The 19,369-nt window shown below is 40.5% G+C and carries 23 protein-coding genes and 4 tRNA genes; 23 read left to right on the top strand and 4 right to left on the bottom strand.

All coding sequences use genetic code 11. From position 1 onward, the window contains the following. Positions 1 to 60: 60 nt before the first annotated feature. Entirely contained in the window at positions 61 to 741 is a 681-nt protein-coding gene (locus WC445_00290; protein MFA5128392.1) for a GGDEF domain-containing protein, read from the bottom strand. 120 nt (positions 742 to 861) lie between these two features. Further along, positions 862 to 934, bottom strand: a tRNA-Lys gene (locus WC445_00295). Between the two features lie 113 nt (positions 935 to 1,047). Between WC445_00295 and WC445_00300 the strand changes: the two genes are divergently transcribed. The 11 genes from WC445_00300 to WC445_00350 all read left to right on the top strand — a co-directional run bounded on the left by WC445_00300 (position 1,048) and on the right by WC445_00350 (position 11,150). After that, on the top strand, positions 1,048 to 2,178 hold the full coding sequence (locus WC445_00300) for a glycosyltransferase family 4 protein (protein ID MFA5128393.1): 1,131 nt from the start codon (positions 1,048 to 1,050) through the stop codon (positions 2,176 to 2,178). Positions 2,179 to 2,201: 23 nt separating this feature from the next. Continuing rightward, complete coding sequence (locus tag WC445_00305) at positions 2,202 to 3,311, top strand: site-2 protease family protein (protein ID MFA5128394.1); 1,110 nt, start codon at positions 2,202 to 2,204, stop codon at positions 3,309 to 3,311. Positions 3,312 to 3,414: 103 nt separating this feature from the next. Then, complete coding sequence (locus tag WC445_00310; GenBank protein ID MFA5128395.1) at positions 3,415 to 3,987, top strand: hypothetical protein; 573 nt, start codon at positions 3,415 to 3,417, stop codon at positions 3,985 to 3,987. 118 nt (positions 3,988 to 4,105) lie between these two features. Beyond that, positions 4,106 to 4,516, top strand: coding sequence for an NUDIX domain-containing protein (locus tag WC445_00315; protein MFA5128396.1), 411 nt, complete (start codon positions 4,106 to 4,108; stop codon positions 4,514 to 4,516). Between the two features lie 87 nt (positions 4,517 to 4,603). Continuing rightward, complete coding sequence (locus WC445_00320) at positions 4,604 to 5,764, top strand: hypothetical protein (GenBank protein MFA5128397.1); 1,161 nt, start codon at positions 4,604 to 4,606, stop codon at positions 5,762 to 5,764. 34 nt (positions 5,765 to 5,798) lie between these two features. Then, a complete protein-coding gene (locus tag WC445_00325) occupies positions 5,799 to 6,293 on the top strand; it encodes a small multi-drug export protein (protein ID MFA5128398.1) in 495 nt (164 codons plus the stop codon). A 3-nt stretch (positions 6,294 to 6,296) separates the two neighbouring features. Beyond that, entirely contained in the window at positions 6,297 to 7,634 is a 1,338-nt protein-coding gene (gene murD, locus WC445_00330) for a UDP-N-acetylmuramoyl-L-alanine--D-glutamate ligase (protein ID MFA5128399.1), read from the top strand. Further along, positions 7,631 to 8,980, top strand: a complete 1,350-nt coding sequence (locus WC445_00335; protein MFA5128400.1) for a UDP-N-acetylmuramoyl-L-alanyl-D-glutamate--2,6-diaminopimelate ligase — start codon at positions 7,631 to 7,633, stop codon at positions 8,978 to 8,980. Before murD ends, WC445_00335 begins: the two co-directional genes overlap by 4 nt. Further along, entirely contained in the window at positions 8,980 to 9,708 is a 729-nt protein-coding gene (locus WC445_00340) for a PH domain-containing protein (protein MFA5128401.1), read from the top strand. The genes WC445_00335 and WC445_00340 overlap by 1 nt, the downstream gene beginning before the upstream one ends. A gap of 13 nt (positions 9,709 to 9,721) precedes the next feature. Continuing rightward, positions 9,722 to 10,117, top strand: coding sequence for a septum formation initiator family protein (locus tag WC445_00345; protein ID MFA5128402.1), 396 nt, complete (start codon positions 9,722 to 9,724; stop codon positions 10,115 to 10,117). A 22-nt stretch (positions 10,118 to 10,139) separates the two neighbouring features. Beyond that, positions 10,140 to 11,150, top strand: coding sequence for a peptidylprolyl isomerase (locus WC445_00350; GenBank protein ID MFA5128403.1), 1,011 nt, complete (start codon positions 10,140 to 10,142; stop codon positions 11,148 to 11,150). Between the two features lie 55 nt (positions 11,151 to 11,205). On the opposite strand, the gene WC445_00355 is transcribed toward WC445_00350, so the two are convergent. After that, positions 11,206 to 11,281, bottom strand: a tRNA-Thr gene (locus WC445_00355). Positions 11,282 to 11,283: 2 nt separating this feature from the next. Next, positions 11,284 to 11,354 (bottom strand) — tRNA-Gly (locus WC445_00360). A gap of 105 nt (positions 11,355 to 11,459) precedes the next feature. Between WC445_00360 and ftsE the strand changes: the two genes are divergently transcribed. The 12 genes from ftsE to WC445_00420 all read left to right on the top strand — a co-directional run bounded on the left by ftsE (position 11,460) and on the right by WC445_00420 (position 19,194). Then, a complete protein-coding gene (ftsE, locus tag WC445_00365; GenBank protein ID MFA5128404.1) occupies positions 11,460 to 12,140 on the top strand; it encodes a cell division ATP-binding protein FtsE in 681 nt (226 codons plus the stop codon). Between the two features lie 93 nt (positions 12,141 to 12,233). Next, complete coding sequence (locus WC445_00370; protein ID MFA5128405.1) at positions 12,234 to 13,148, top strand: ABC transporter permease; 915 nt, start codon at positions 12,234 to 12,236, stop codon at positions 13,146 to 13,148. Positions 13,149 to 13,200: 52 nt separating this feature from the next. Beyond that, positions 13,201 to 13,274 (top strand) — tRNA-Gln (locus WC445_00375). Between the two features lie 133 nt (positions 13,275 to 13,407). Beyond that, positions 13,408 to 13,581 carry a hypothetical protein gene (locus WC445_00380; protein ID MFA5128406.1) on the top strand — a complete coding sequence of 58 codons (174 nt, stop codon included), beginning with the start codon at positions 13,408 to 13,410 and terminating at the stop codon, positions 13,579 to 13,581. 92 nt (positions 13,582 to 13,673) lie between these two features. Then, positions 13,674 to 14,825 (top strand): hypothetical protein, encoded by a 1,152-nt coding sequence (locus WC445_00385; protein ID MFA5128407.1) that lies wholly within the window; start codon positions 13,674 to 13,676, stop codon positions 14,823 to 14,825. A gap of 6 nt (positions 14,826 to 14,831) precedes the next feature. Then, on the top strand, positions 14,832 to 15,698 hold the full coding sequence (locus WC445_00390) for a class I SAM-dependent methyltransferase (GenBank protein MFA5128408.1): 867 nt from the start codon (positions 14,832 to 14,834) through the stop codon (positions 15,696 to 15,698). Positions 15,699 to 15,700: 2 nt separating this feature from the next. Then, positions 15,701 to 16,369: an RNA pseudouridine synthase gene (locus WC445_00395; GenBank protein ID MFA5128409.1), complete on the top strand. Its 669-nt coding sequence runs from the start codon at positions 15,701 to 15,703 to the stop codon at positions 16,367 to 16,369. A 64-nt stretch (positions 16,370 to 16,433) separates the two neighbouring features. Then, positions 16,434 to 16,787: a hypothetical protein gene (locus tag WC445_00400; GenBank protein MFA5128410.1), complete on the top strand. Its 354-nt coding sequence runs from the start codon at positions 16,434 to 16,436 to the stop codon at positions 16,785 to 16,787. 79 nt (positions 16,788 to 16,866) lie between these two features. Next, positions 16,867 to 17,598, top strand: coding sequence for an SH3 domain-containing protein (locus tag WC445_00405; GenBank protein MFA5128411.1), 732 nt, complete (start codon positions 16,867 to 16,869; stop codon positions 17,596 to 17,598). A 62-nt stretch (positions 17,599 to 17,660) separates the two neighbouring features. Beyond that, a complete protein-coding gene (locus WC445_00410) occupies positions 17,661 to 18,035 on the top strand; it encodes a hypothetical protein (GenBank protein ID MFA5128412.1) in 375 nt (124 codons plus the stop codon). A gap of 235 nt (positions 18,036 to 18,270) precedes the next feature. Then, positions 18,271 to 18,732: a CDP-alcohol phosphatidyltransferase family protein gene (locus tag WC445_00415; protein ID MFA5128413.1), complete on the top strand. Its 462-nt coding sequence runs from the start codon at positions 18,271 to 18,273 to the stop codon at positions 18,730 to 18,732. Between the two features lie 150 nt (positions 18,733 to 18,882). Continuing rightward, entirely contained in the window at positions 18,883 to 19,194 is a 312-nt protein-coding gene (locus WC445_00420; protein ID MFA5128414.1) for a YtxH domain-containing protein, read from the top strand. Positions 19,195 to 19,369 lie beyond the last annotated feature (175 nt).

Raw genomic sequence — 19,369 nt, forward strand, 5'->3', positions numbered from 1 at the left:
CAAGGACAGAATTTTGTGAAACCTTTCCTCCCGGAGGGTTTTTCTGTCCTTGAGGTTCTTCTAGCGCTTGACGGCGACCACGCGGTTGCGGCCCCCACGCTTCGCGCGGTACATCATCATGTCGGCTGCGTGGATCAGGGGAGCCGAGAGTTCGGGGCGATACCATTCAGCCACGCCGATGCTGATTGTGACAGGGATCTCGTGTTCAGCGCAGTCGAAGGGTTTGTCGGCTACCGCCTTGCGTAGCCGTTCTGCCGCGATCGCGGCTTGTTCCAGAGTGTTGTTGCGGAGAACTCCGAGAAATTCTTCGCCGCCGTGCCTGCCGATGACATCGTAGTCTCGCAGGGTTTCGCGGAAACGTTTCGCCAGTTCGACGAGGACGGCGTCCCCGACTTCGTGGCCGAGTTCGTCGTTGACGGCCTTGAAGTGGTCAACGTCGACAAAGAGAACCGAGAGAGGCGTGCCGTAGCGCCGGGCGTAAGCTACTTCTGCTTCGACGGTTTCGTCGATGCGGTAGCGGTTGGGCAGGCCGGTCAGAGGGTCGGTCCCGACCATCTCTTGAAGGTCGGTATTTTTGGACCGAAGTGTTTCGTTCTCATCAAAGAGTCTTCCGTTTTCTGCCCGAAGACTCCGGATCAACGCCTCGTCCTCCGCGAGTGCTTCGTATGCCGCTGCAAGAGCGATCCACAGCTGCCGCGGCTTGAGTTTCCCGAATTGGTCAAAAACCCACTCAAGATTCATGATTACCTCCCTCTGCTGTTATCTATCGCAACTTTTTATTTTAGGATAAAGTATTGGTTTTGTCAAGATAAAATAAAACCTCTCAATCTAAGGTTTTATTGAATTTAAGGAAATAAAAAATGACCCGGCTGGGGCTCGAACCCAGGACCCTCTGCTTAAAAGGCAGATGCTCTACCAGCTGAGCTACCGGGTCATAATAAAATTTTAAAAAAAGAACGAGAAAGTCGTTAATAGCCGTTTTAGTCTTAATTTGATATAATAATACCAAGACATTTTATTTTTGGCAATAGTTTTATGAAAATTGCCATGATTGGCCAAAAAGGCATCCCTTTTATCAGGGATGGGGGAATAGAGCGCCATGTGGAAGAATTGTCAGTTCGGCTTGTCGCGAACGGCCACGAAGTTTACGCTTATGTCAGGCCTCGTTTTATTATAAATGGCCAAAAAAAATATAAAGGAGTTCAACTGATCTCTCTGCCGTCAATTGCTACAAAAAATCTGGACACAATCACCCATACTTTTTTAGCAACGATTCATGTTCTTTTTAAAAAAGTTGACATTATCCACTATCACGGAGTTGGCCCGTCAACTTTGGCTTGGATTCCTAGAATTTTTAAACCACACGCAAAAATTGTTGTTACTTTTCATAGTATTGATCGCTTCCATAAAAAATGGGGACGGTTCGCCAGAACCTATCTCGGGTGGGGAGAATGGACGGCTTGTCGTTTTGCGCACATAACCATCGCCGTTTCCCAGTCAATCCAAAAATATTGCAAGGAAAAATTTAAAAAAAATTTAGTTTATATACCAAACGGGGTTAGCGTAGAAAAAGTCAGCGGGACCGAAGAAATAAAAAAATTCGGGTTTAAAAAGGGGTCATACATTTTAACGGTAGCGCGGCTCATCAAACATAAGGGGATTCATTATTTGATTCAGGCCTATCGCAAAATGGAAAAAATTTTTGGTGATGATCCAAAAAATTGGCCTGGCGGAAAAATAAAAAAATTAGTAATTGTCGGCGCGCCGAGTTTTACCGATGATTACTACGCTTATTTGAATAAACTCGCCGAGCAGAGTCCCAATATTATTTTTACCGGATTTAAAACGGGCGAACCCTTGAAACAACTTTTTGCGAACGCCTATCTCTATGTCCATCCGTCCGAAGCCGAGGGGCTTTCCATCACGATCTTGGAAGCAATGTCTTATGGAACTTGCGTCTTAATCAGCAATATTCCGGAAAACATGGAAACAATTGATCATTCAGGATTTTCTTTTGAAACGAAAAATATTGACGATCTTTACGAAAAATTAATTTATCTTTTTAATGTCCCCGAAATCGTAGTGGGGAGGGGCGAACGGGGGAGGGAATTTATTAAGAAAAATTTTAATTGGGATAAAATTGTTGAAGAAACAGAAAAAGTTTACAAAACTAAATAAAGATTTTTAAATTAAAAATATTTATGCATAATTCTTTTTCATTGGGGAGAATTAAAAATATAGAAATAAAAATTCATTTTTCTTGGTTTTTAATTTTATTTCTTATTGTCTGGTCGCTGGCGGAATTTTATTTTCCCGCAAATTATCCCGGCTGGACGCAAACAGCTTATTGGCTTTCCGGCAGCATCGCCGCGTTTTTGCTTTTTGTGTCCGTTTTGCTTCATGAGCTTTCTCATTCATTCGTGGGTAAGAGAAAAAATATTATTGTAAAAAGCATAACTCTGTTTGTTTTTGGGGGCGTGGCGGAAATGGTGAGCGAGCCGAAGAAGCCGGCTGATGAATTTGATATGGCAATCGCTGGTCCGATTGCGAGCATTGTTTTGGCCGGATTTTTTTGGGGAATTACCGGTTTTGAAATCGGCGTTGCTGGCGTGGCTATTGCTCATTATCTTTTTTTGATAAATGGTATTTTGGCGGTATTCAATTTAATTCCCGCTTTTCCTCTGGATGGCGGCAGAATTTTTCGTTCGGCGCTTTGGGCAAAATATAAAGATATTGAAAGAGCAACTCGTCGGGCGGTCGGCGCAAGCCGTTTTATCGCGTTTCTTTTTACTCTTTGGGGAATTAAATTACTGCTTGAAAATAATTTTTTGAGCGGGGTATGGATAATTTTAATCAGTTGGTTTCTTCTCCAAGCCGCTGGATCAAGTTTAAAACAGCAAAGAATGGAAGAAGTGCTTTCGCGGTTTAATATTGGACGAATTATGGAAAAGGATTTTAAAAGTGTTCCGCCCGAGATGTTGCTTAAAGATTTGGCAAAGGCTTTTTTGGATTATAAACAAGGCGGATTCCCCGTTGAAGAAAATGATCAACTTATTGGTATTGTTACAATTGAAGATTTAAGGAGAACGCCGCGGACAAAATGGTCAAAAATTAAAGTGGGAGAAATAATGACCGGAGCGGAAAAGCTTTTAACGCTTCGAACGAACGATACGGCTTACGATGCTTTCTTGAAAATGGCCAATAATGAGTTTGGTCGTTTACCGGTTGTGGAGAATAATAAGGTTGTTGGCCTTGTGACCAGAAATTCCATCATTTTGCTTTTAGCCGTGAAGTGCGACAAGTGTGTTTAGATTTAATTTATAAATAAAAATTGACAACTGACAACTTACAACTTGAAGTTTTTAAATTCAACGCCAGTTGTTTGTCGTCAGTCGTCTGTCGTTAGTCAAAAACATGATTAATCAAAAATTATTTCAGAGTTTAAAAAAAGAGTTTGAATTTTACGGAGAAGAAAGAAGAAAATTGATTGGGGTTTCCAATGAAGCGTTGATGAGGGCAAAGCAGGCGATTTTTGCTTTTCACCGGAATGATTTAAAAGGTGGCAATGCATTGCTCGCCGAGGTGGAGAAGATTTTTTTAGATTTGGAAAAAAAGTTTAAACAAGAGCCGGAGTTGCGTTACGAGGGGGCGTATAGGGCGGCGCTTGAAGAATATGTGGAAGCGAAATTTTTTGGGAGATTTTTGGAAGATGGAAAAATAGATTTTATAAAAGGGACGGAAATTGATGCCGATACTTACTTGGGTGGGATTTGTGATTTTACCGGTGAACTTGTTCGGAAAGCGGTTCTCGCGGCCACGGAGAAAAAATTTAAAAAGGTTGAAGAATTTGTGGCGGGAGTCCGCGATGTGATCGGCGAGTTGATCAAAATTAATTTGACTGGATATTTGCGGACAAAATACGATCAGGCTAAACAAAATTTGCGGCGAGCGGAAGAAGTTTTGTATGATGTGAAGATGAGGGAGTAGGGGTTCATGATATAAAATTTAATTACTTAATTACTAGTTACCAATTACTCTATGGTTAGTATAATTTGGTAATTAGTAAATAGTAACTGGTAATTAATGTTTTTGTTTTTAGTAATTTATGCCAAAAGAAATTTCCGCCGGAGCAGTAATCTTTAAACGCAACGGCGAAATAAAATATTTGCTTTTGCGCTACGAATCCGGACATTGGGATTTTCCGCGGGGAGCGATTGAGATTGGGGAAAAAGAAGAAGACACGGTCGTGCGGGAAGCAAAAGAAGAAACGGGAATTTCCGATTTGGTTTTTTTTCCTTTATTCCGGGAGAAAATTTTTTGGTTTTATAAAAAGGAAGGAAGAACAATTTACAAAGAAGCGATTTTTTATTTAGCCGAAACAAAAATGGAAGAGGTGAAGCTTTCCGATGAGCACGTTGATTTTAAATGGCTGCCTTACGCGGAGGCGATGGAACAGATTACTTTTCCAAATGGGAAAAAGGTTTTAGAGAAGGCAAATGAATTTTTAAATAAATAAAATATTTTTTTTATGAAAATTGAGAAAATATACACGGGTAGTTGGTTCCCAAGAACAAAGTTGCACCTTCAAGAGTTTTTTAATTTTTTGAAGTATCAACGATCAGAACTCGATTTGGATAAAAAAAAGATTACTACCCTGCATGATTCATTAAAAATAAAAAAGGCCAACTACGCCGGAGGTACCTTTGATCAAATTTCGGTAAATTGCGAAGGCTGTGATTTTGAATATTTTGAGGATGGTCTTTTGGTTTTAGAAAAAAAATTTAAAAAAATTGAGGAAGATTTATCCTTTTTAGAAAATTTTTATCAGAAAAAATTAGCCGAAATTCTCACTTTTATTTATAGTAAAGGCGCCCCGCTTCCGCTTTTGACAATGCTTGCCCCGGTGCATCGAGTGAGGACAACTGTGATAGTAATGAGCCAGGCAAAGGAGTCTGAGATAAATAATTTATTGGAAGGCTTGGGAAGTAGCTTGCCGCACGCGAAAGTTATTGATAAAAATTATCAAATTTATTTTTCCTCTCAATATATTTGTATTGTTTCAAAGAAAATCAAAACTAAAGAATGTCTTAATCTCATCCGTCATTATATTTTTTTCAGAGAATACGAAGCGCAAATGCATAAATTTTTGAATATTAATCGTTATCTTTGGGATAATGTGGCTGACATTTTAAAAAAGGAAGTTATTAAATACAAAGAACTGCCAAACCTGAGAGAAAGATTATTGGATTATAAGGAAAAAAATACGTTAATTAAAAATAGGATAAAGCAAATGGATAATTATATATCTGCCAGACAGATTGAGGCAAAAGATTCTGGTTATCTTGAATTTTTAAATAGGTATAGAGCGGACAGGTTTGTAAAAACCATGAGCATACATAATTACATTATAAAGCTTTGGGAAATGACTGATGAATCCCTTAGTTCCGCGGCCGATTTGATAAATTCTCTTTATCAGGAAAATACACAAAAAGAATTGACTACGCTGCAAGCAATTTTTCTAATTGGCACAACCGCGAGTTTTTTGACTTTAGGAGCTATGCCGGGCGCTATGCTTAAATTTTTCAATCCTGATGGTAATTTAATCGCCGGCGGAGAATTTATCTCTTTTGATTTTATAACCATGATTAAGTTTGGCTTCACGGCGTTGGTGGTAAGTTTTGGTATTTATCTTTTGTGGGATGTATTTTTTAAAAATGTCAGAAAATTTAAAGTTATCAGCATTATAAAGGGTTTAAAAAAATAGAAAATGATTTTAATTCAGTAATTAATATTAATCAATGATTGATTACGTCGGCTGGTTTCAAAATTTTCCTCCTGAGGCAGCAGTAATGTTTATTGCCGCAATTCCGATTGCCGAACTGCGTGCGGCCTTGCCGGTCGCGCTTTTAGTTTACAAAATGCCTTTTTGGTCAGCTTTTTTTTGGTCGGTTTTGGGGAATATGCTTCCCATTTTTTTTATTGTTTATTTTATCAAACCGGCAGCGAATTTTTTGAAGAAACACTGGCGGGTGGCAGAGAGATTTTTCGATTGGTGGTTCGCTCGCGTGCGCCGTAAATTTGAAAAGGGTATTTTAAAATATGGAATTAACTTAGCGCTCATTATTTTTGTAGCGATTCCATTGCCCATCACCGGCGCTTGGTCCGGAGCCGTTGCTTCATTTCTTTTCGGAATTCCGCCGCGGCGCGCCTTGATTTTAATCGCGTTTGGCGTTATAATAGCGGGAATTATTGTTGGACTTTTAACCGGCGGAGGAGTGTATATTTTTAGATAAAATATGGAATTTAAAGATAAAAAAATAACTGTAATGGGGCTCGGCCTTTTGGGGCGGGGAGTTGGTGTTGTAAAATATTTAGCGGGAAAGGGTGCGAGAGTGACTGTAACTGATTTAAAGAGTGCGAAAGATTTGGCGTTGTCAGTTCGGGAAATTAAAAAATTTTTGAAAAATAAAAAGGGAGCGTATCCGGTTAAATTTATCTTAGGAAAACATCGACTGCAAGATTTTAAAAATGTTGATATGGTTTTTAAGGCCGCAGGCGCGCCGCTTAATTCGCCTTTTATTGCCGAAGCCAAGAAAAATGGAGTGCCAATTTTTATGGATGATGCATTATTTGCCCGCGAGACAGAAGGTAAAATTATTGGCATTACGGGAACGCGCGGAAAAACAACGACCTCAAATTTAATTTATGAAATTGCCAAAGCAACCGGTAAAAAAACGTATTTCGGCGGCAATGTCCGTGGCATGGCCACGCTTCCGCTTTTAGAGAAAGTTAAAAAAAATGATCTCGCGGTTTTGGAACTTTCAAGCTGGCAACTGCAGGGTTGGCGGGATTTAAAAATTAGTCCGGAAATTTCAGTCGTAACAAATATTTATCCCGACCACCAGAACTATTATAAAAATAGTATGGCAAAATATGTTTATGATAAAGAAGCAATTTTTGCCAATCAGAAAAAAAATGATTTTTTGGTGTTGAATAAAAATTGCGCATGGTGCAAGAAAATGGCGAAACGGGCGCCAAGCAAAGTGGTTTGGTTTTCCTTAAACGACGTTTCACGCAAATGGAAAATAAAAATTTTAGGAGAACATAATTTAGAAAATGTTGCCGCAGCCGTGGCAGTGGGAAAAATTTTAGATTTGCCCACAGTGAAAATAAAAAAGGCCGTGGAAAACTTTCGTGGAGTTCCTGGTCGGCTAGAATTTGTGCGTGAGATTCACGGCGTGAAATATTATAATGATACGACAGCTACGATGCCCGAGGCGACGATCGCGGCGTTGCGAGCGATTGGTGGAATAAATATTGTTTTGATCGCCGGCGGAGCGGACAAGAATTTGAATTTTAAAAATCTGGCGCCGGAAATTAAAAAATATACCAAGGCAGTCGTGCTTTTATCTGGCACCGCGACCCCCAAACTCCAAAAGCAATTACTAATTACCAATTACCGATTACCAATTATTGTCGTCCGCAGTATGTCTGACGCCGTCGAAACCGCGCAAAAATTTGCCACACGCGGCGACGTGGTCTTATTGTCTCTCGCCGCCGCCAGTTTTGGAATGTTTAAAAATGAGTTTGATAGAGGAGATCAATTTTTGAGAGAAGTTAAAAAAATAAAATGAATATAAAAGAATTAATAAAAAAAATTATTCCGGGATTTTTGCTCCGGTGGTATCATAAGACGCTCGCTCTCGCGGCGAATATTTTTTATGGTTTTCCATCAAATAAACTCGTAGTGATTGGTGTGACCGGCACGAACGGAAAATCCACGACCGTGCACTTAATCGCAAAAATGTTTGAGGGTGCCGGTTTTAAAGTCGGGTCAACTTCTACGGTTGGTTTTAAAGTGGCGGACAAAGAATGTTTGAATAAAAAAAAGATGACCATGCTCGGCCGATTTGCTTTGCAAAAATTATTGCGGCGAATGGTCGCGGCCGGATGTCGGTACGCGGTTATTGAGACGTCTTCGCAAGGCGTAGAGCAATTCAGGCATCTCGGCGTAAATTATGATGTCGCGGTTTTTACTAATTTAACACCAGAACATATTGAAGCACACGGGGGCTTTCTTAATTATAAAAAAGCCAAAGGGAAATTTTTCGCGCATCTGACGGCGAAGCCAAAAAAAATGATTGACGAGAAAACGGTGTCCAAAGTTAGTGTGGTAAATCTTGATGACGAGCATGCGGAATATTTTGCGGAATTTCCGGCGGATGAAAAATATGGTTATAAAATCCAAAATCCAAAATTACAAATTCCAAATAAATTTCAAAATCCAAATTTCAAAATTGTTGAAGCCGAAAATGTGGAAATGGGGCCAGGCGGTTCCATCTTTAAGCTTCAAACTTCCAACTTCATAATTCATTTGTTGGGCGAATTTAATGTTTATAATTCTTTGGCTGCGGCGGCAGTCGGTTTGTCGCAAGGATTAAGTCTGGAAATTATTTCAAAATCACTGGCAGAAGTTCGCGGTGTGCCAGGTCGGATGGAGTTTATTGATGGAGGACAGAATTTTAAAATTTTAGTTGATTACGCGCCAGAGCCGGCTTCAATGGAAAAACTTTATGAAACCGCGTGTGGTCCGCAATTTATGGTTTCTAGAGGAAAAATTATTCATGTCCTCGGTTCGGCTGGCGGCGGGAGAGATAAATCTCGTCGGCCGATTTTGGGACGAATCGCCGGAGAGAACGCCGACTATGTTATAATTACGAACGAAGATCCCTACGATGAAAATCCAATGGAAATTATAAATCAAGTGGCGGCCGGAGCGACGAGCAAAGAAGATGGTGTGAATTTATTTAAAATTTTGGACCGCGGCGAAGCTATTACTAAGGCATTAAGTCTTGCCCGTGAAAACGATTTGGTGATTATTACCGGCAAGGGATCGGAGCAGGCGATTTGCGTAGCCAATAATAAAAAAATTCCATGGGATGACCGGGGAAAAGTCAGGGAAATTTTAAGAAAAAAATAATGAAAGATTTAATCATCAAAAAAATAAGCCTCAAAGCTGGTGAGGAAATTATTGCCGTTGTTCGGCATTACGGTCTGACACTTTGGCCAAAAATTTTGGCCGTGATTTTACTTTTAGTTTTGCCATTCTTTTTTATTTTTCCACTTTTCAAATGGGGCTATTGGGGCGTGGCACTTTTTCTTTTTCCGATTTTACTTGGCGTAATTTTTGCCCTAAAAATTTTTATCGTTTGGTATTACAACGCTTTCATTATTACAAACCGGCGAGTTATCGATCTTGACCAGAGAGGATTTTTCGAACGGATTGTTTCCGAAGCGGCGCTAGAAACAATCCAAGATGTTTCCCACCGCCGCAAAGGAATTTGGCAGACGATTTTTCGCTATGGCGATGTTAGAATCCAAATTGCTGATACGGACACGGGTCTTGAAATAAAAAATGTCCGCGCCCCAGAAGTTACCCAGCAACTTATTTCCGACCTGCTCCATCCCACGCGGCGCAAGCCGGACGGAACTCCGGATTTGTCCATTGCTCCGCCGAATGATGAGGAATTTAAAATTATTAAAGAAAATATTGCTGACCTCGACGAAAGGCAACTTGAGGAAATTGATAATTTAATTAGAGATAAAATCCGTCAGGCAAAATTAAAAAGACTTGAAGAAATAAAAAATATTGGCCAGAAAGAAGAGAGCTCGACCCGCATTCCTAAAAATGATATACTTAGAGAGTAAATCCTTTTGAATTATGAAGAAAGAATTGAATGCCAAGCGAGTTATTTCCTCAAAACTCTTTTTATTTTTAGGTGTTATTGTTTTGGGATTTTTAATTTTTTCTTTTGGAAAGAAATTTTTAGAAAGCCGGGAAATTGACAGGGAAATAAAAGAGACAGGGGATGAAATAGCGCGGCTTGAGGCGAAAGATAACGAACTTGAAAGTTTTTTAAATTTCTTGAGTACAGACGATTTTTTGGAACAGGAAGCTCGGTTGAAATTTAATTTACAAAAACCAGGGGAATCGGTCGTGATTGTTCCCGGAACAGGTGTAGAAAGCGCAAATAGCGGGGATCAAAAAGAGTCAGCGGTCGGCAACCAGACATTTAGTAATCCCCAAAAGTGGTGGAATTATTTTTTTAAAAGTTAAATATTAAAGATTAAAAACATTTATGGATTTATCTTCAAACGAAAATCAGGAAAAGGAAGTGGGAATTTTGGAAAATAATCCCGAAACTGCTAAAACGGCGGAACTTCCACAAAATTTAAAAAAGGACGGATTGAAAAAGTTTTTTTTGGGCCTCGGACTTGGCGTGTTGAGCGTTGTAATTTTAGCTGCGGTTATTTTTGGCGTTGGAATCTATCGTTTCGGCTGGAGCGGCGAGATTGTCGCAAAAATTACCAAAGTGGCGCCGTACCCGGCGGTGTTTGTTAATTGGCGGATGATCGGGTATTACGATTATGCTGATGACGTGGAAACCTTGAAGACTTTTTTTGCTAGCCAGGGAGAAGATCTTGGCGCGGCCATTCCGGATGATAAGGAAATAAAAAAGCAGGTTTTGGACAGGCTTGTTAAAAATGAACTTTCATATCAGTTGGCAAAAAAATACGGCATAAAAATTTATGATGAAGATTTAGAGAAGGAAATTCAAAACATTGTTGATCAGAGCGAATCAAGGGAAAGTGTTGAGCAAACCTTGGAGGAGCAATACGGCTGGGGAATTGAAGAATTTAAAGAAAAAGTTTTGAAGCCATTTCTTGTGCAGCAAAAATTACAGGAGGCAATCTCAAAAGATGAAACTTTAAATCAGGAAGCGAAGAAAAAAGCAGAAGATGTTTTAGCTGAAATTAAAAAAGGAGAAAAAAGTTTTGAAGATTTAGCTAAAGAATACGGTGAAGACGCGACCGCGGAAGACGGAGGTGATTTGGGCTATTTTGGCAAAGGAACAATGGTTAAGGAATTTGAAACAGCGGCGTTTTCTTTAGGAGTCGGCGAGACAAGCAGTTTAGTTTTAACAGAATATGGTTATCATGTTATTAAAGTTACGGAGCAGATAAAAGATGAAGCAGGTGAAGTGAGCGAGGTGCGGGCCAGCCATATCTTGATTAGGACAAAAAGTTTAGATGATTTCTTGACTGAAGAACTAGAAAAGGCAAGGGTTTGGCAGTGCGTTAAATTATAGAAAAAGAAAAATTGATAATCAAAAAACAGCCTTCAAAAAATGAATTGCTGTTTTCTGGAGCCGACGGTGGGATTTGCACCCACGACCTCTGCTTTACGAAAGCATTGCTCTGCTGGCTGAGCTACGTCGGCAAAGCGGGATACCGGAATCGAACCGGCGCCTCAACCTTGGGAAGGTCGCATACTGCCACTATACTAATCCCGCGCTTTTTTGTAAATATTAATCTAATTCTAGGATATTTTAGAAGAAAAATCAAGTCCGAAGTTTTAAGGTTGGCATTTTAAAAAGAATCACGTATAATGATTTAATATGATTGAGTTTCGAGGCATAGAAAAAATTTATCCTCCAAATATAACCGCTCTGGATGGTGTTAATTTGAAAATTAACGCCGGAGAGTTTGTTTCTATTGTGGGTCAGTCAGGAACAGGCAAGACAACTCTTATAAAACTTTTGACTGCGGAGGAGCGTCCAACGCGAGGAAAAATAACTATTTCCGACTGGGATATCACAAAAATCAGGCGTTCTGAAATTCCGACGCTTCGCCGGCAGATCGGAGTTATTTTTCAGGATTTTAAATTATTGCCTAAAAAAACTATTTTTGAAAATGTTGCTTTTGCCCTGGAAGTTTGCGGCGCGTCATCCCACAGAATAAAAACGATTGTTCCGCAGGTTTTGCGCATTGTGGGTTTGGAAGAAAAATCTGGCCGCTATCCAAAACAGGTTTCTGGCGGTGAACAGCAGAGAGTAGCCATTGCCCGCGCTCTTATCCACCGGCCGAAAATTTTGGTTGCCGATGAGCCGACAGGAAATTTAGATTCCATTAACACAAGAGAGATTGCCGATTTACTTTTGAAAATAAATGAGTTTGGCACGACAGTTATTTTAGTTTCTCACAATCGGGAGCTGGTGAATTCCTTGCGGCGAAGAGTTGTGACACTCGAGCAGGGGACGGTTATCAGTGATCAGGAAGTTGGGAAATACGTTCTATAATTTTTCAATGTAATTACTCAATTACTAATTACCCAATTACTTCACTACAATCTGTAATTAGGTAATTAATGGTAATTAGGTAATTTTCTAATAATGTTCTCGGCGTTATTACGTATTCTAAAATTTTCTTCTCAGGATTTCTGGAGAAATTTTTGGCTTTCCACGGCCACGATAGTAGTTTTGGTTTTGACATTGGTTTCCATAAATTTTTTAATAACTTTGAATTTTTTGACGAAAACTGCGGTAGCCGAAGTGGAAAATAAAATTGATGTCAGTATTTATTTTAAGCAGGGAGTGGCGGAAAGCGAAATCGGAAATATAAAATCATATCTTCTAAGTTTATCTACAGTGAAGGGCGTGAAATATGTTTCGCCCGAAGAAGCACTCCGAGAATTTGAAAAAAAACATAAAAACGACGCGATAATTAAAGAATCGCTTGAAGAAGTCGGAGAAAATCCCCTGGGAGCGACGCTTGTAATCCGGGCGCATAACACGGCGGATTATCCGGAGATTTTGAAAGTTTTTGACGCCGCGCAATACGTCAATATTATTCAAGAGAAAAATTTTGAAGATCACGAAGTCGTAATTAAAAAAATTGATTCCATTTCGGAAAAAGCAAAGACAACAGGTGCGGGTCTCGCCGGACTTTTCGCCGTGATCGCGGTTTTGATCGGGTTTAACACGGTCCGTATGACGATCTACACGCATCGCGAAGAAATTGGGGTGATGAAATTAGTCGGCGCGGCCAACTGGTTTGTCCGGGCGCCTTATGTCGCGAGCGGAATTTTTTACGGAATTTTTGCCGTGCTTTTCACGGTTTTAATTACCTTTCCGGCAATCGGTTTTGCCGAGCCGTATTTGGCAGGATTTTTCGGCGGTTCAGAATTCAATTTACTCGGATATTTTTCAAATAATTTTCTGCAGATTTTTGGCTGGCAGTTTGTGGGCGTAGTTCTTCTGAATATGGTGACAAGCAGTCTGGCGGTCGGCCGGTACTTGAAAGTTTAAAAGAAAAAAGATAAAATACAGACAAGCTGAAATGTCTGTTTTTTTATTTCATTCCGGGATCGTCTAATGGCAGGACAGCAGCCTTTGAAGCTGTTTATCTTGGTTCGAATCCAAGTCCCGGAGCCAAGGGAAAGTTTGGGTATCGACCCAGACTTTCCCTTGATCTCGCGGACGGGCGATTCAACCGAGCCCCCGAACCGGCCGCTTTGTCCTTCCGGCACCGAGGAGCCTTCGAATCCAAGTCCCGGAGCCATTAAATATGAATAAAAACATAATTAGAATACTGTGTTTTGTTTTTGCTATACTGCTTGGTGTTTTTATGTTTGTATATGGGGAATTTGATGATAGCCCAGGAGGACAATTGCTCGGACTTATAGTAGTTGTCATTGGCATTGTGGGTATTATAAGAAGTAAGAAAAAAATTTCAAACTAACGAGGAGCCTTCGAATCCAAGTCCCGGAGCCAAAGAAAAGTACAGATTCTTGTTCTACACTTTTCCTTGGCTCGTGGTAGTTGTTTTTTAATATGGGTAATACTTTATTTGATAATTTTAATAGAACTTACGATGGCCCAGCTAACTATACGGAATCCGAGTTTGATTACTTAAATAAATCAGCACGTGAAGGTTGTGAAAATGCACGAAAATGTCTAGATTTGTGGTTTAGAGAATATTGCATTAGATACCCGTCTGCCATAAAAGATTTTAAAGGGCGATTCTGTTCTCAGAGTGATGAGCAGCATCTTGGAGCTATTACTGAACTTTATTTGCACAATTTTTTATTAAAAAGTGGTTATAATAAAATTGAGAATCATCCAGAGACAGAATCCGCCAAGCATCCAGAATTTTTAGTATTGGACGATGGTAAGCCCTTATTTTTTGCAGAAGCCGCTATGGTTTATGGTCGTAGAGATAGGGGTCGTGTAAAAAAATTCGAAGCAACCATACTTGATTCCATAAATACTATTGAATCACAAAATTTTTTAATCTTAGTTGAAATAGAATCAGTTGATTCTAATCGGCCGCCCTCCACGAAAAAAATAAAAGAGTGTATCGAGAAACAATTAAATTGCCTGGATTACTGCGAAGTTCTAGAAAAAGATGAAGAGCAATATCCAAAATGGGAGTATAGAGAAAATAATTGGAAATTAAACTTTATTGCTTCTCCCATTGAGGCGGAGGCTCGTCATTATCAAGATAGATTTCCTTCTAGGAATATTGGGAGCATTAATTACCCTATTAAACAAATTGAATTAGACGAAGAGATTAAGGAAACCGTTTCGAAAAAAAGCAAAAAGTATGGCAATTTAAGATTACCTTTTATTATTGTGTTAAATGTAATTAGCGACAGTATATTCTATAGCGATGAAGTGGCTATAAGCGCATTATTTGGTAAGCGGACGGTTCAATCTGTCACTGATGCTAATGGCACAAGGACAATTAAGCAGGGACGTACATTTGATGGAATTATTGTACATCCAGGAACAGGCATTCAAAACACCAAGATGTCGGGCTTGTTAATAATGAAAAATCTTACTAGTTTTACATTAGAAAACGTCAAACCAGTTTTGTGGCATCATCCAAAAGCTAAATATCCATTTGATGTCAATTTTTTAAAAGATATTGATCATAAAATTTATAATCCTAGCAGCGGCAAAATGGAAGATAAAATGTCATAATCAAATATGTCCGACTATATAATCCTAAAAACTAAACCCTCGGCTGATTACGAGCTAATTGATTCCGGAGAGGGAAAAAAATTGGAACGCTATGGGCGGTTTGTTTTTTCGCGCCCGGATCCGCAGGCCCTTTGGCCAAAATTAAATTTGGCCGCGTGGAAAAAAGTGGACGGCGAATTTAAGCGCAGCGCGGAATCGGCAGAATGGAAAATAAAGCGTGAAGTTCCCGGTCGTTGGCAGATAAATTTGGCGGGTTTGGATTTTTGGATAAAACCCACGACTTTTAAACATTTGGGAATTTTTCCGGAACAAGTCGGAAATTGGGAATGGATTAAAAATTTGGTCGGTAAGGCGAAAAGAAAAGTTTCAGTCTTAAATCTTTTTGGCTATACGGGCGGCGCGACGCTTGCCGCGGCCGCGGCTGGCGCGGAAGTATGCCACTTGGATGGATCAAAAGTTGCGATTACCTGGGCGCGAGATAACGCGGCTTTGTCAAAATTAGATAAAAAACCGATTCGCTGGATTTTGGAAGACGCGGTGAAATTCGTAAAACGGGAAATTAAACGCGGCCATCGCTATGAGGGAATTATTTTGGATCCGCCGGCGTTTGGTCACGGTCCAGGCGGTGAACTTTGGAAAATTGAAGATAATTTTTTAGAATTAATGGATTTGTGTTTTAAATTACTTTCCGAAAAGCCTCTATTTTTTCTGATAAATGGTTATGCTTCAGGATATTCGGCGACTGCTTATAAAAATAATTTGTTGCCGCTCGTTAAAAAATATGGCGGAACACTCGAGGCGGGAGAATTGACAATTGAAGAAAAAAGCGGCCGGCTCTTGCCTTGCGGAATTTTTGCGAGGTGGAATTCTTAAATATGAAGTTGAATGTTTTATATGAAGATAATCATTTGATCGTGGTGGAAAAACCAGCTGGGATGCTTGTGCAAGGAGATAAAACTGGTGATCCCTGTTTAATGGATGAAGTAAAAAAATATTTGAAAGAAAAATATAAAAAATCGGGCAATGTTTTTTTGGGACTTGTGCATCGGCTGGATCGTCCGGTCGGCGGTGTCGTGCTTTTTGCGAAGACGGGCAAAGGTGCCTCAAGGCTCTCTGCGCAGTTTCGCGAGCGAAGTGTGGAAAAATATTATTTTGCGGTTGTCGTCGGAAAAATGAAAGAGAAAAGCGGCAAGATTGTAAGTTTTTTGAAAAAAGATGAAAAGAAAAACGTTGCAGAAGTTTTTACGTGCGAAGTGCCCGGAACAAAACGCGCTGAGCTTTTTTGGGAACAAGTTTCTTCCGGCAAAGAAAATTCACTTTTAAAAATAAAATTGGGAACAGGCCGGACGCACCAGATTCGCGCTCAGCTTGCTTCGATTAATCATCCGATTTTGGGCGATGTAAAATATGGCGCGCCAAAACCTCTGCCCGATAAATTTATTGCTCTTTTTGCCGCTTCACTTTCTTTTAAATTGGCCACGCAAGATGAGGCCAAAACGATTGAACTTCCTTGGCCAAAAGTTTGGGAAAAATATTTAAATTAATCCGGCTTCGCGAAAAAAGATTTTTCCGACCGGTTTTTTGATTAAATTTTTAACATTACAAAGTATGGCAAATCTTCAAGAAGTTTGGCTCCGCATGCAAAAAACAAAAAAGAAACAAAAAGAAATAAGATCCGCGTATAAAGACGCGTTGGCCAATAGCGCTGATTATGGAAAAATCGTGGAAGATTTAAAAACCCTTCGCGAAAAAAAGAAAAAAATTGAAATGGATGTGCGAGGAGATTTTTCTTCCGAGTTTAATGAACTTGAAACTTTGAAAGCGGACACGGAAACCGACGCGGAAATGCTTTCGGATTTAGCTTTAAATACCTTCGTGAAAGGGGAGACGGTCCAAGTGACTGATGAATACGAAAATAAATACGAGCCGGTTTTTGTCGTGAAATTTAAACGGGTATATTAACGTTATAATGGAAATGGACGTTGATTTTTAAAAATGGTAAAATTTAATCAGCGTCCGGCTAAGTCATAATCTTAAAATTATGAAAAAACAAGTATTTTCCATTGTAGTTTTGGCCGCCTTAGTCGTTGGTTTTTGGCCAGCGGCGGAAGTTAGGGCCGGGGAATGTTGCGGCTGTGATCCGATTTACGACCGCGATTTGCGCGGCGAAGTTATTATTAGTGCTTATGTTAGAAATGAGCCATGCACGGTGAATTCCACGATTTTGAAAACCGTGGTCAAGGGGTCAGTCATTAAAGTTATCGGTGAAACCGACGGTTGGTATAAAGTGGAATTGGCTGACGGAACAGTTGGTTGGGTTGGGCAAGTTTTGATGCAAATTACAAGCAAGGCTCTGACAAACACCTCGGGAACAACAAGCGGAACTTCTGGCAGCTCGGCCTCTACGGCAAGTTTGGCGAAATATTTGGGATATATTTTCTTGGCCGTGGAAAAACATGGCGAGGCATACTACTATTATCCGGTAAATCAAAAAGGATATTACCTGGGGAGGCCGGCCGATGCGTTTAATGTGATGCGGACGTTGGGACTCGGCGCCACACACGAATTTATCCAGAACACAACTTATTTCCCATCGCACGTTGTCGGAAGAATTTTACTTGACGTCCAATCGCACGGCGAAGCTTACTACATTTATCCAAAAGACAGAAAAAAATATTATCTTGGCCGGCCGGATGACGCGTTTAGAATTATGAGAGAGTTAGGTTTAGGGATTAGCAATACGAACTTGACGGCGCTGCCGCTCGCGCAATAAAATTATACCCCGGATTAATTTCCGGGGTTTTGGTATAAATTTATCAAGAAGGGGGTGAATTTATGAATTGGAAAAAAGCCATTGGTTTTGGCGCTCTTCTTTGGGTGCTAATGTTTGTCATAGTTTGTATTTTTATTGGTTTTAAAGTTCCTGAATCAACTTGGCTAAACATTGGATACGCTATTATTGCCGGCATTATCTCTTTCATTTTGGCTGGTTACGTTAAGCCAAAAAGTTATGGTTTAGCTTTGGGTTACGGCATTTCATGGCTCGTGGTTGGCGTGATTTTGGATGCCATTGTCACGATGCGATTTAACCCGGCGATTTTTTCTTCCTGGACGCTTTGGCTCGGCTATGGTCTTGCTATCGTAGCGATTCTTTTGCGGGTTAAAAAAGTTCCGACAATGATCGCACCGCCTCCACCACCGCAAGTGTAAAATATATTTAGTCGCGACTAAATACTCGCCCAAAGGCGGGTATTTTGTTTGCGGAAATTTTTTATTTATGATAGGACAGATTAAAGCCCTGGGCGAATAGGCGCCTAGCGGTTACAAGAGGGAGGGCGTGATGGAGGAGAGGAAAGTCGGCTGGGGAGACCGGGTATTAAAACCGATCGTCAAGCGAATCCCATCCTGGATCAAGCCCAATCACTTGACCTACGTTCGCGCTGCGATGGTTGCGCCCGTGGTCGCCTGCCTTTGGTATGGCTTGAACATTCTAGCGGTGGTTTTTCTTTCTGTAGCCGTGTTGCTGGACGCGTTGGACGGCGCCATGGCACGAATCCGAAATCACCAGACTTCAAATGGCGAGTGGCTCGACGCTTACGCTGACAAGCTGCTTATCGTTGGATTGCTTCTGAGCTATGGCTGGGATCACTTCCCGCCAGTGCTCATCTGGCTCGTCTTCACGGTTGAAATTGTCCTTTGCCTTGGCCGGCCAATTAAAATCCAGCTCGGCAAATCGGGCAAGGCCAACGTTTTCGGCAAGATCAAGATGTGGCTACAGAGCGCGGCTGTCATTGGACTTGCGGCGCATGCCGACTGGACGCTTGTCGTTGCCAACGTCGCTCTTTGGGCGGCGCTTGGTTTCGCCGCGTTGAGTCTCGCTGGCCACATTTGGGACATTGCCGCATGAAGTCAGTTAGCCGCTGGGCAAGGAGAACCTGGGCGGTTCATCCCGTATTTTGTCCTCGGACAGGGTACGGGATTTTTTTATTTATTAATCTGTGGTAAAATAACAATAAGAGAATTTAGCTAAATTCTATAATATTTAATTGAGAATTTTATGGGCAAAAACACATTCATGAAGGGTGCGCTCCTCGGGGCCCTTATTGGCACGGCTGTCGCACTTTTCACAACTAAAAAAACCGGTAAACAAAGGCAGGAAGAATTTAAAAAAGCGCACCCGGAACTTTCCGCTAAAATTTTAGAAGCGGTTGGAAAAATGAAAGTGATGAGTAAAGAAAAGTATGATGAAATTGTGGAAAAGGCGGTTATGGAATATGGCAAAAGAAAGAATTTGGCAAAGACCCAAGTTGCGGCAGTTATAAAAGATCTGAAGGCAAAGTGGAGCGACGTCAAAAAACAGTTGAAGTAATTTTAAAAAGTAAGTCTGGGATTTAACCGGGCTTATTTTTTTATTTTTTTAATATTTTTAGCGGAAACAAACTTCCCCCTTGACTTCAGCGGGGATTGACAAAAATGGTAAAAAGATATAAGCTTTAAACATAAATTAGGCTAAAACAAAGCTTCATTTTGAATTTTCGGGAAAT

This window comes from Patescibacteria group bacterium (assembly GCA_041650995.1).
In the GTDB taxonomy this organism is placed as follows: domain Bacteria; phylum Patescibacteriota; class Patescibacteriia; order XYB2-FULL-38-15; family XYB2-FULL-38-15; genus JAHIRI01.

Coding starts and splice junctions, on each gene's coding strand:
- WC445_00290 (MFA5128392.1), bottom strand. CDS start 741: ATGAATCTTGAGTGGGTTTTTGACCAATTCGGGAAACTCAAGCCGCGG.
- WC445_00300 (MFA5128393.1), top strand. CDS start 1,048: ATGATTGGCCAAAAAGGCATCCCTTTTATCAGGGATGGGGGAATAGAG.
- WC445_00305 (MFA5128394.1), top strand. CDS start 2,202: ATGCATAATTCTTTTTCATTGGGGAGAATTAAAAATATAGAAATAAAA.
- WC445_00310 (MFA5128395.1), top strand. CDS start 3,415: ATGATTAATCAAAAATTATTTCAGAGTTTAAAAAAAGAGTTTGAATTT.
- WC445_00315 (MFA5128396.1), top strand. CDS start 4,106: ATGCCAAAAGAAATTTCCGCCGGAGCAGTAATCTTTAAACGCAACGGC.
- WC445_00325 (MFA5128398.1), top strand. CDS start 5,799: ATGATTGATTACGTCGGCTGGTTTCAAAATTTTCCTCCTGAGGCAGCA.
- murD (MFA5128399.1), top strand. CDS start 6,297: ATGGAATTTAAAGATAAAAAAATAACTGTAATGGGGCTCGGCCTTTTG.
- WC445_00335 (MFA5128400.1), top strand. CDS start 7,631: ATGAATATAAAAGAATTAATAAAAAAAATTATTCCGGGATTTTTGCTC.
- WC445_00340 (MFA5128401.1), top strand. CDS start 8,980: ATGAAAGATTTAATCATCAAAAAAATAAGCCTCAAAGCTGGTGAGGAA.
- WC445_00345 (MFA5128402.1), top strand. CDS start 9,722: ATGAAGAAAGAATTGAATGCCAAGCGAGTTATTTCCTCAAAACTCTTT.
- WC445_00350 (MFA5128403.1), top strand. CDS start 10,140: ATGGATTTATCTTCAAACGAAAATCAGGAAAAGGAAGTGGGAATTTTG.
- ftsE (MFA5128404.1), top strand. CDS start 11,460: ATGATTGAGTTTCGAGGCATAGAAAAAATTTATCCTCCAAATATAACC.
- WC445_00370 (MFA5128405.1), top strand. CDS start 12,234: ATGTTCTCGGCGTTATTACGTATTCTAAAATTTTCTTCTCAGGATTTC.
- WC445_00380 (MFA5128406.1), top strand. CDS start 13,408: ATGAATAAAAACATAATTAGAATACTGTGTTTTGTTTTTGCTATACTG.
- WC445_00385 (MFA5128407.1), top strand. CDS start 13,674: ATGGGTAATACTTTATTTGATAATTTTAATAGAACTTACGATGGCCCA.
- WC445_00390 (MFA5128408.1), top strand. CDS start 14,832: ATGTCCGACTATATAATCCTAAAAACTAAACCCTCGGCTGATTACGAG.
- WC445_00395 (MFA5128409.1), top strand. CDS start 15,701: ATGAAGTTGAATGTTTTATATGAAGATAATCATTTGATCGTGGTGGAA.
- WC445_00400 (MFA5128410.1), top strand. CDS start 16,434: ATGGCAAATCTTCAAGAAGTTTGGCTCCGCATGCAAAAAACAAAAAAG.
- WC445_00405 (MFA5128411.1), top strand. CDS start 16,867: ATGAAAAAACAAGTATTTTCCATTGTAGTTTTGGCCGCCTTAGTCGTT.
- WC445_00410 (MFA5128412.1), top strand. CDS start 17,661: ATGAATTGGAAAAAAGCCATTGGTTTTGGCGCTCTTCTTTGGGTGCTA.
- WC445_00415 (MFA5128413.1), top strand. CDS start 18,271: ATGGTTGCGCCCGTGGTCGCCTGCCTTTGGTATGGCTTGAACATTCTA.
- WC445_00420 (MFA5128414.1), top strand. CDS start 18,883: ATGGGCAAAAACACATTCATGAAGGGTGCGCTCCTCGGGGCCCTTATT.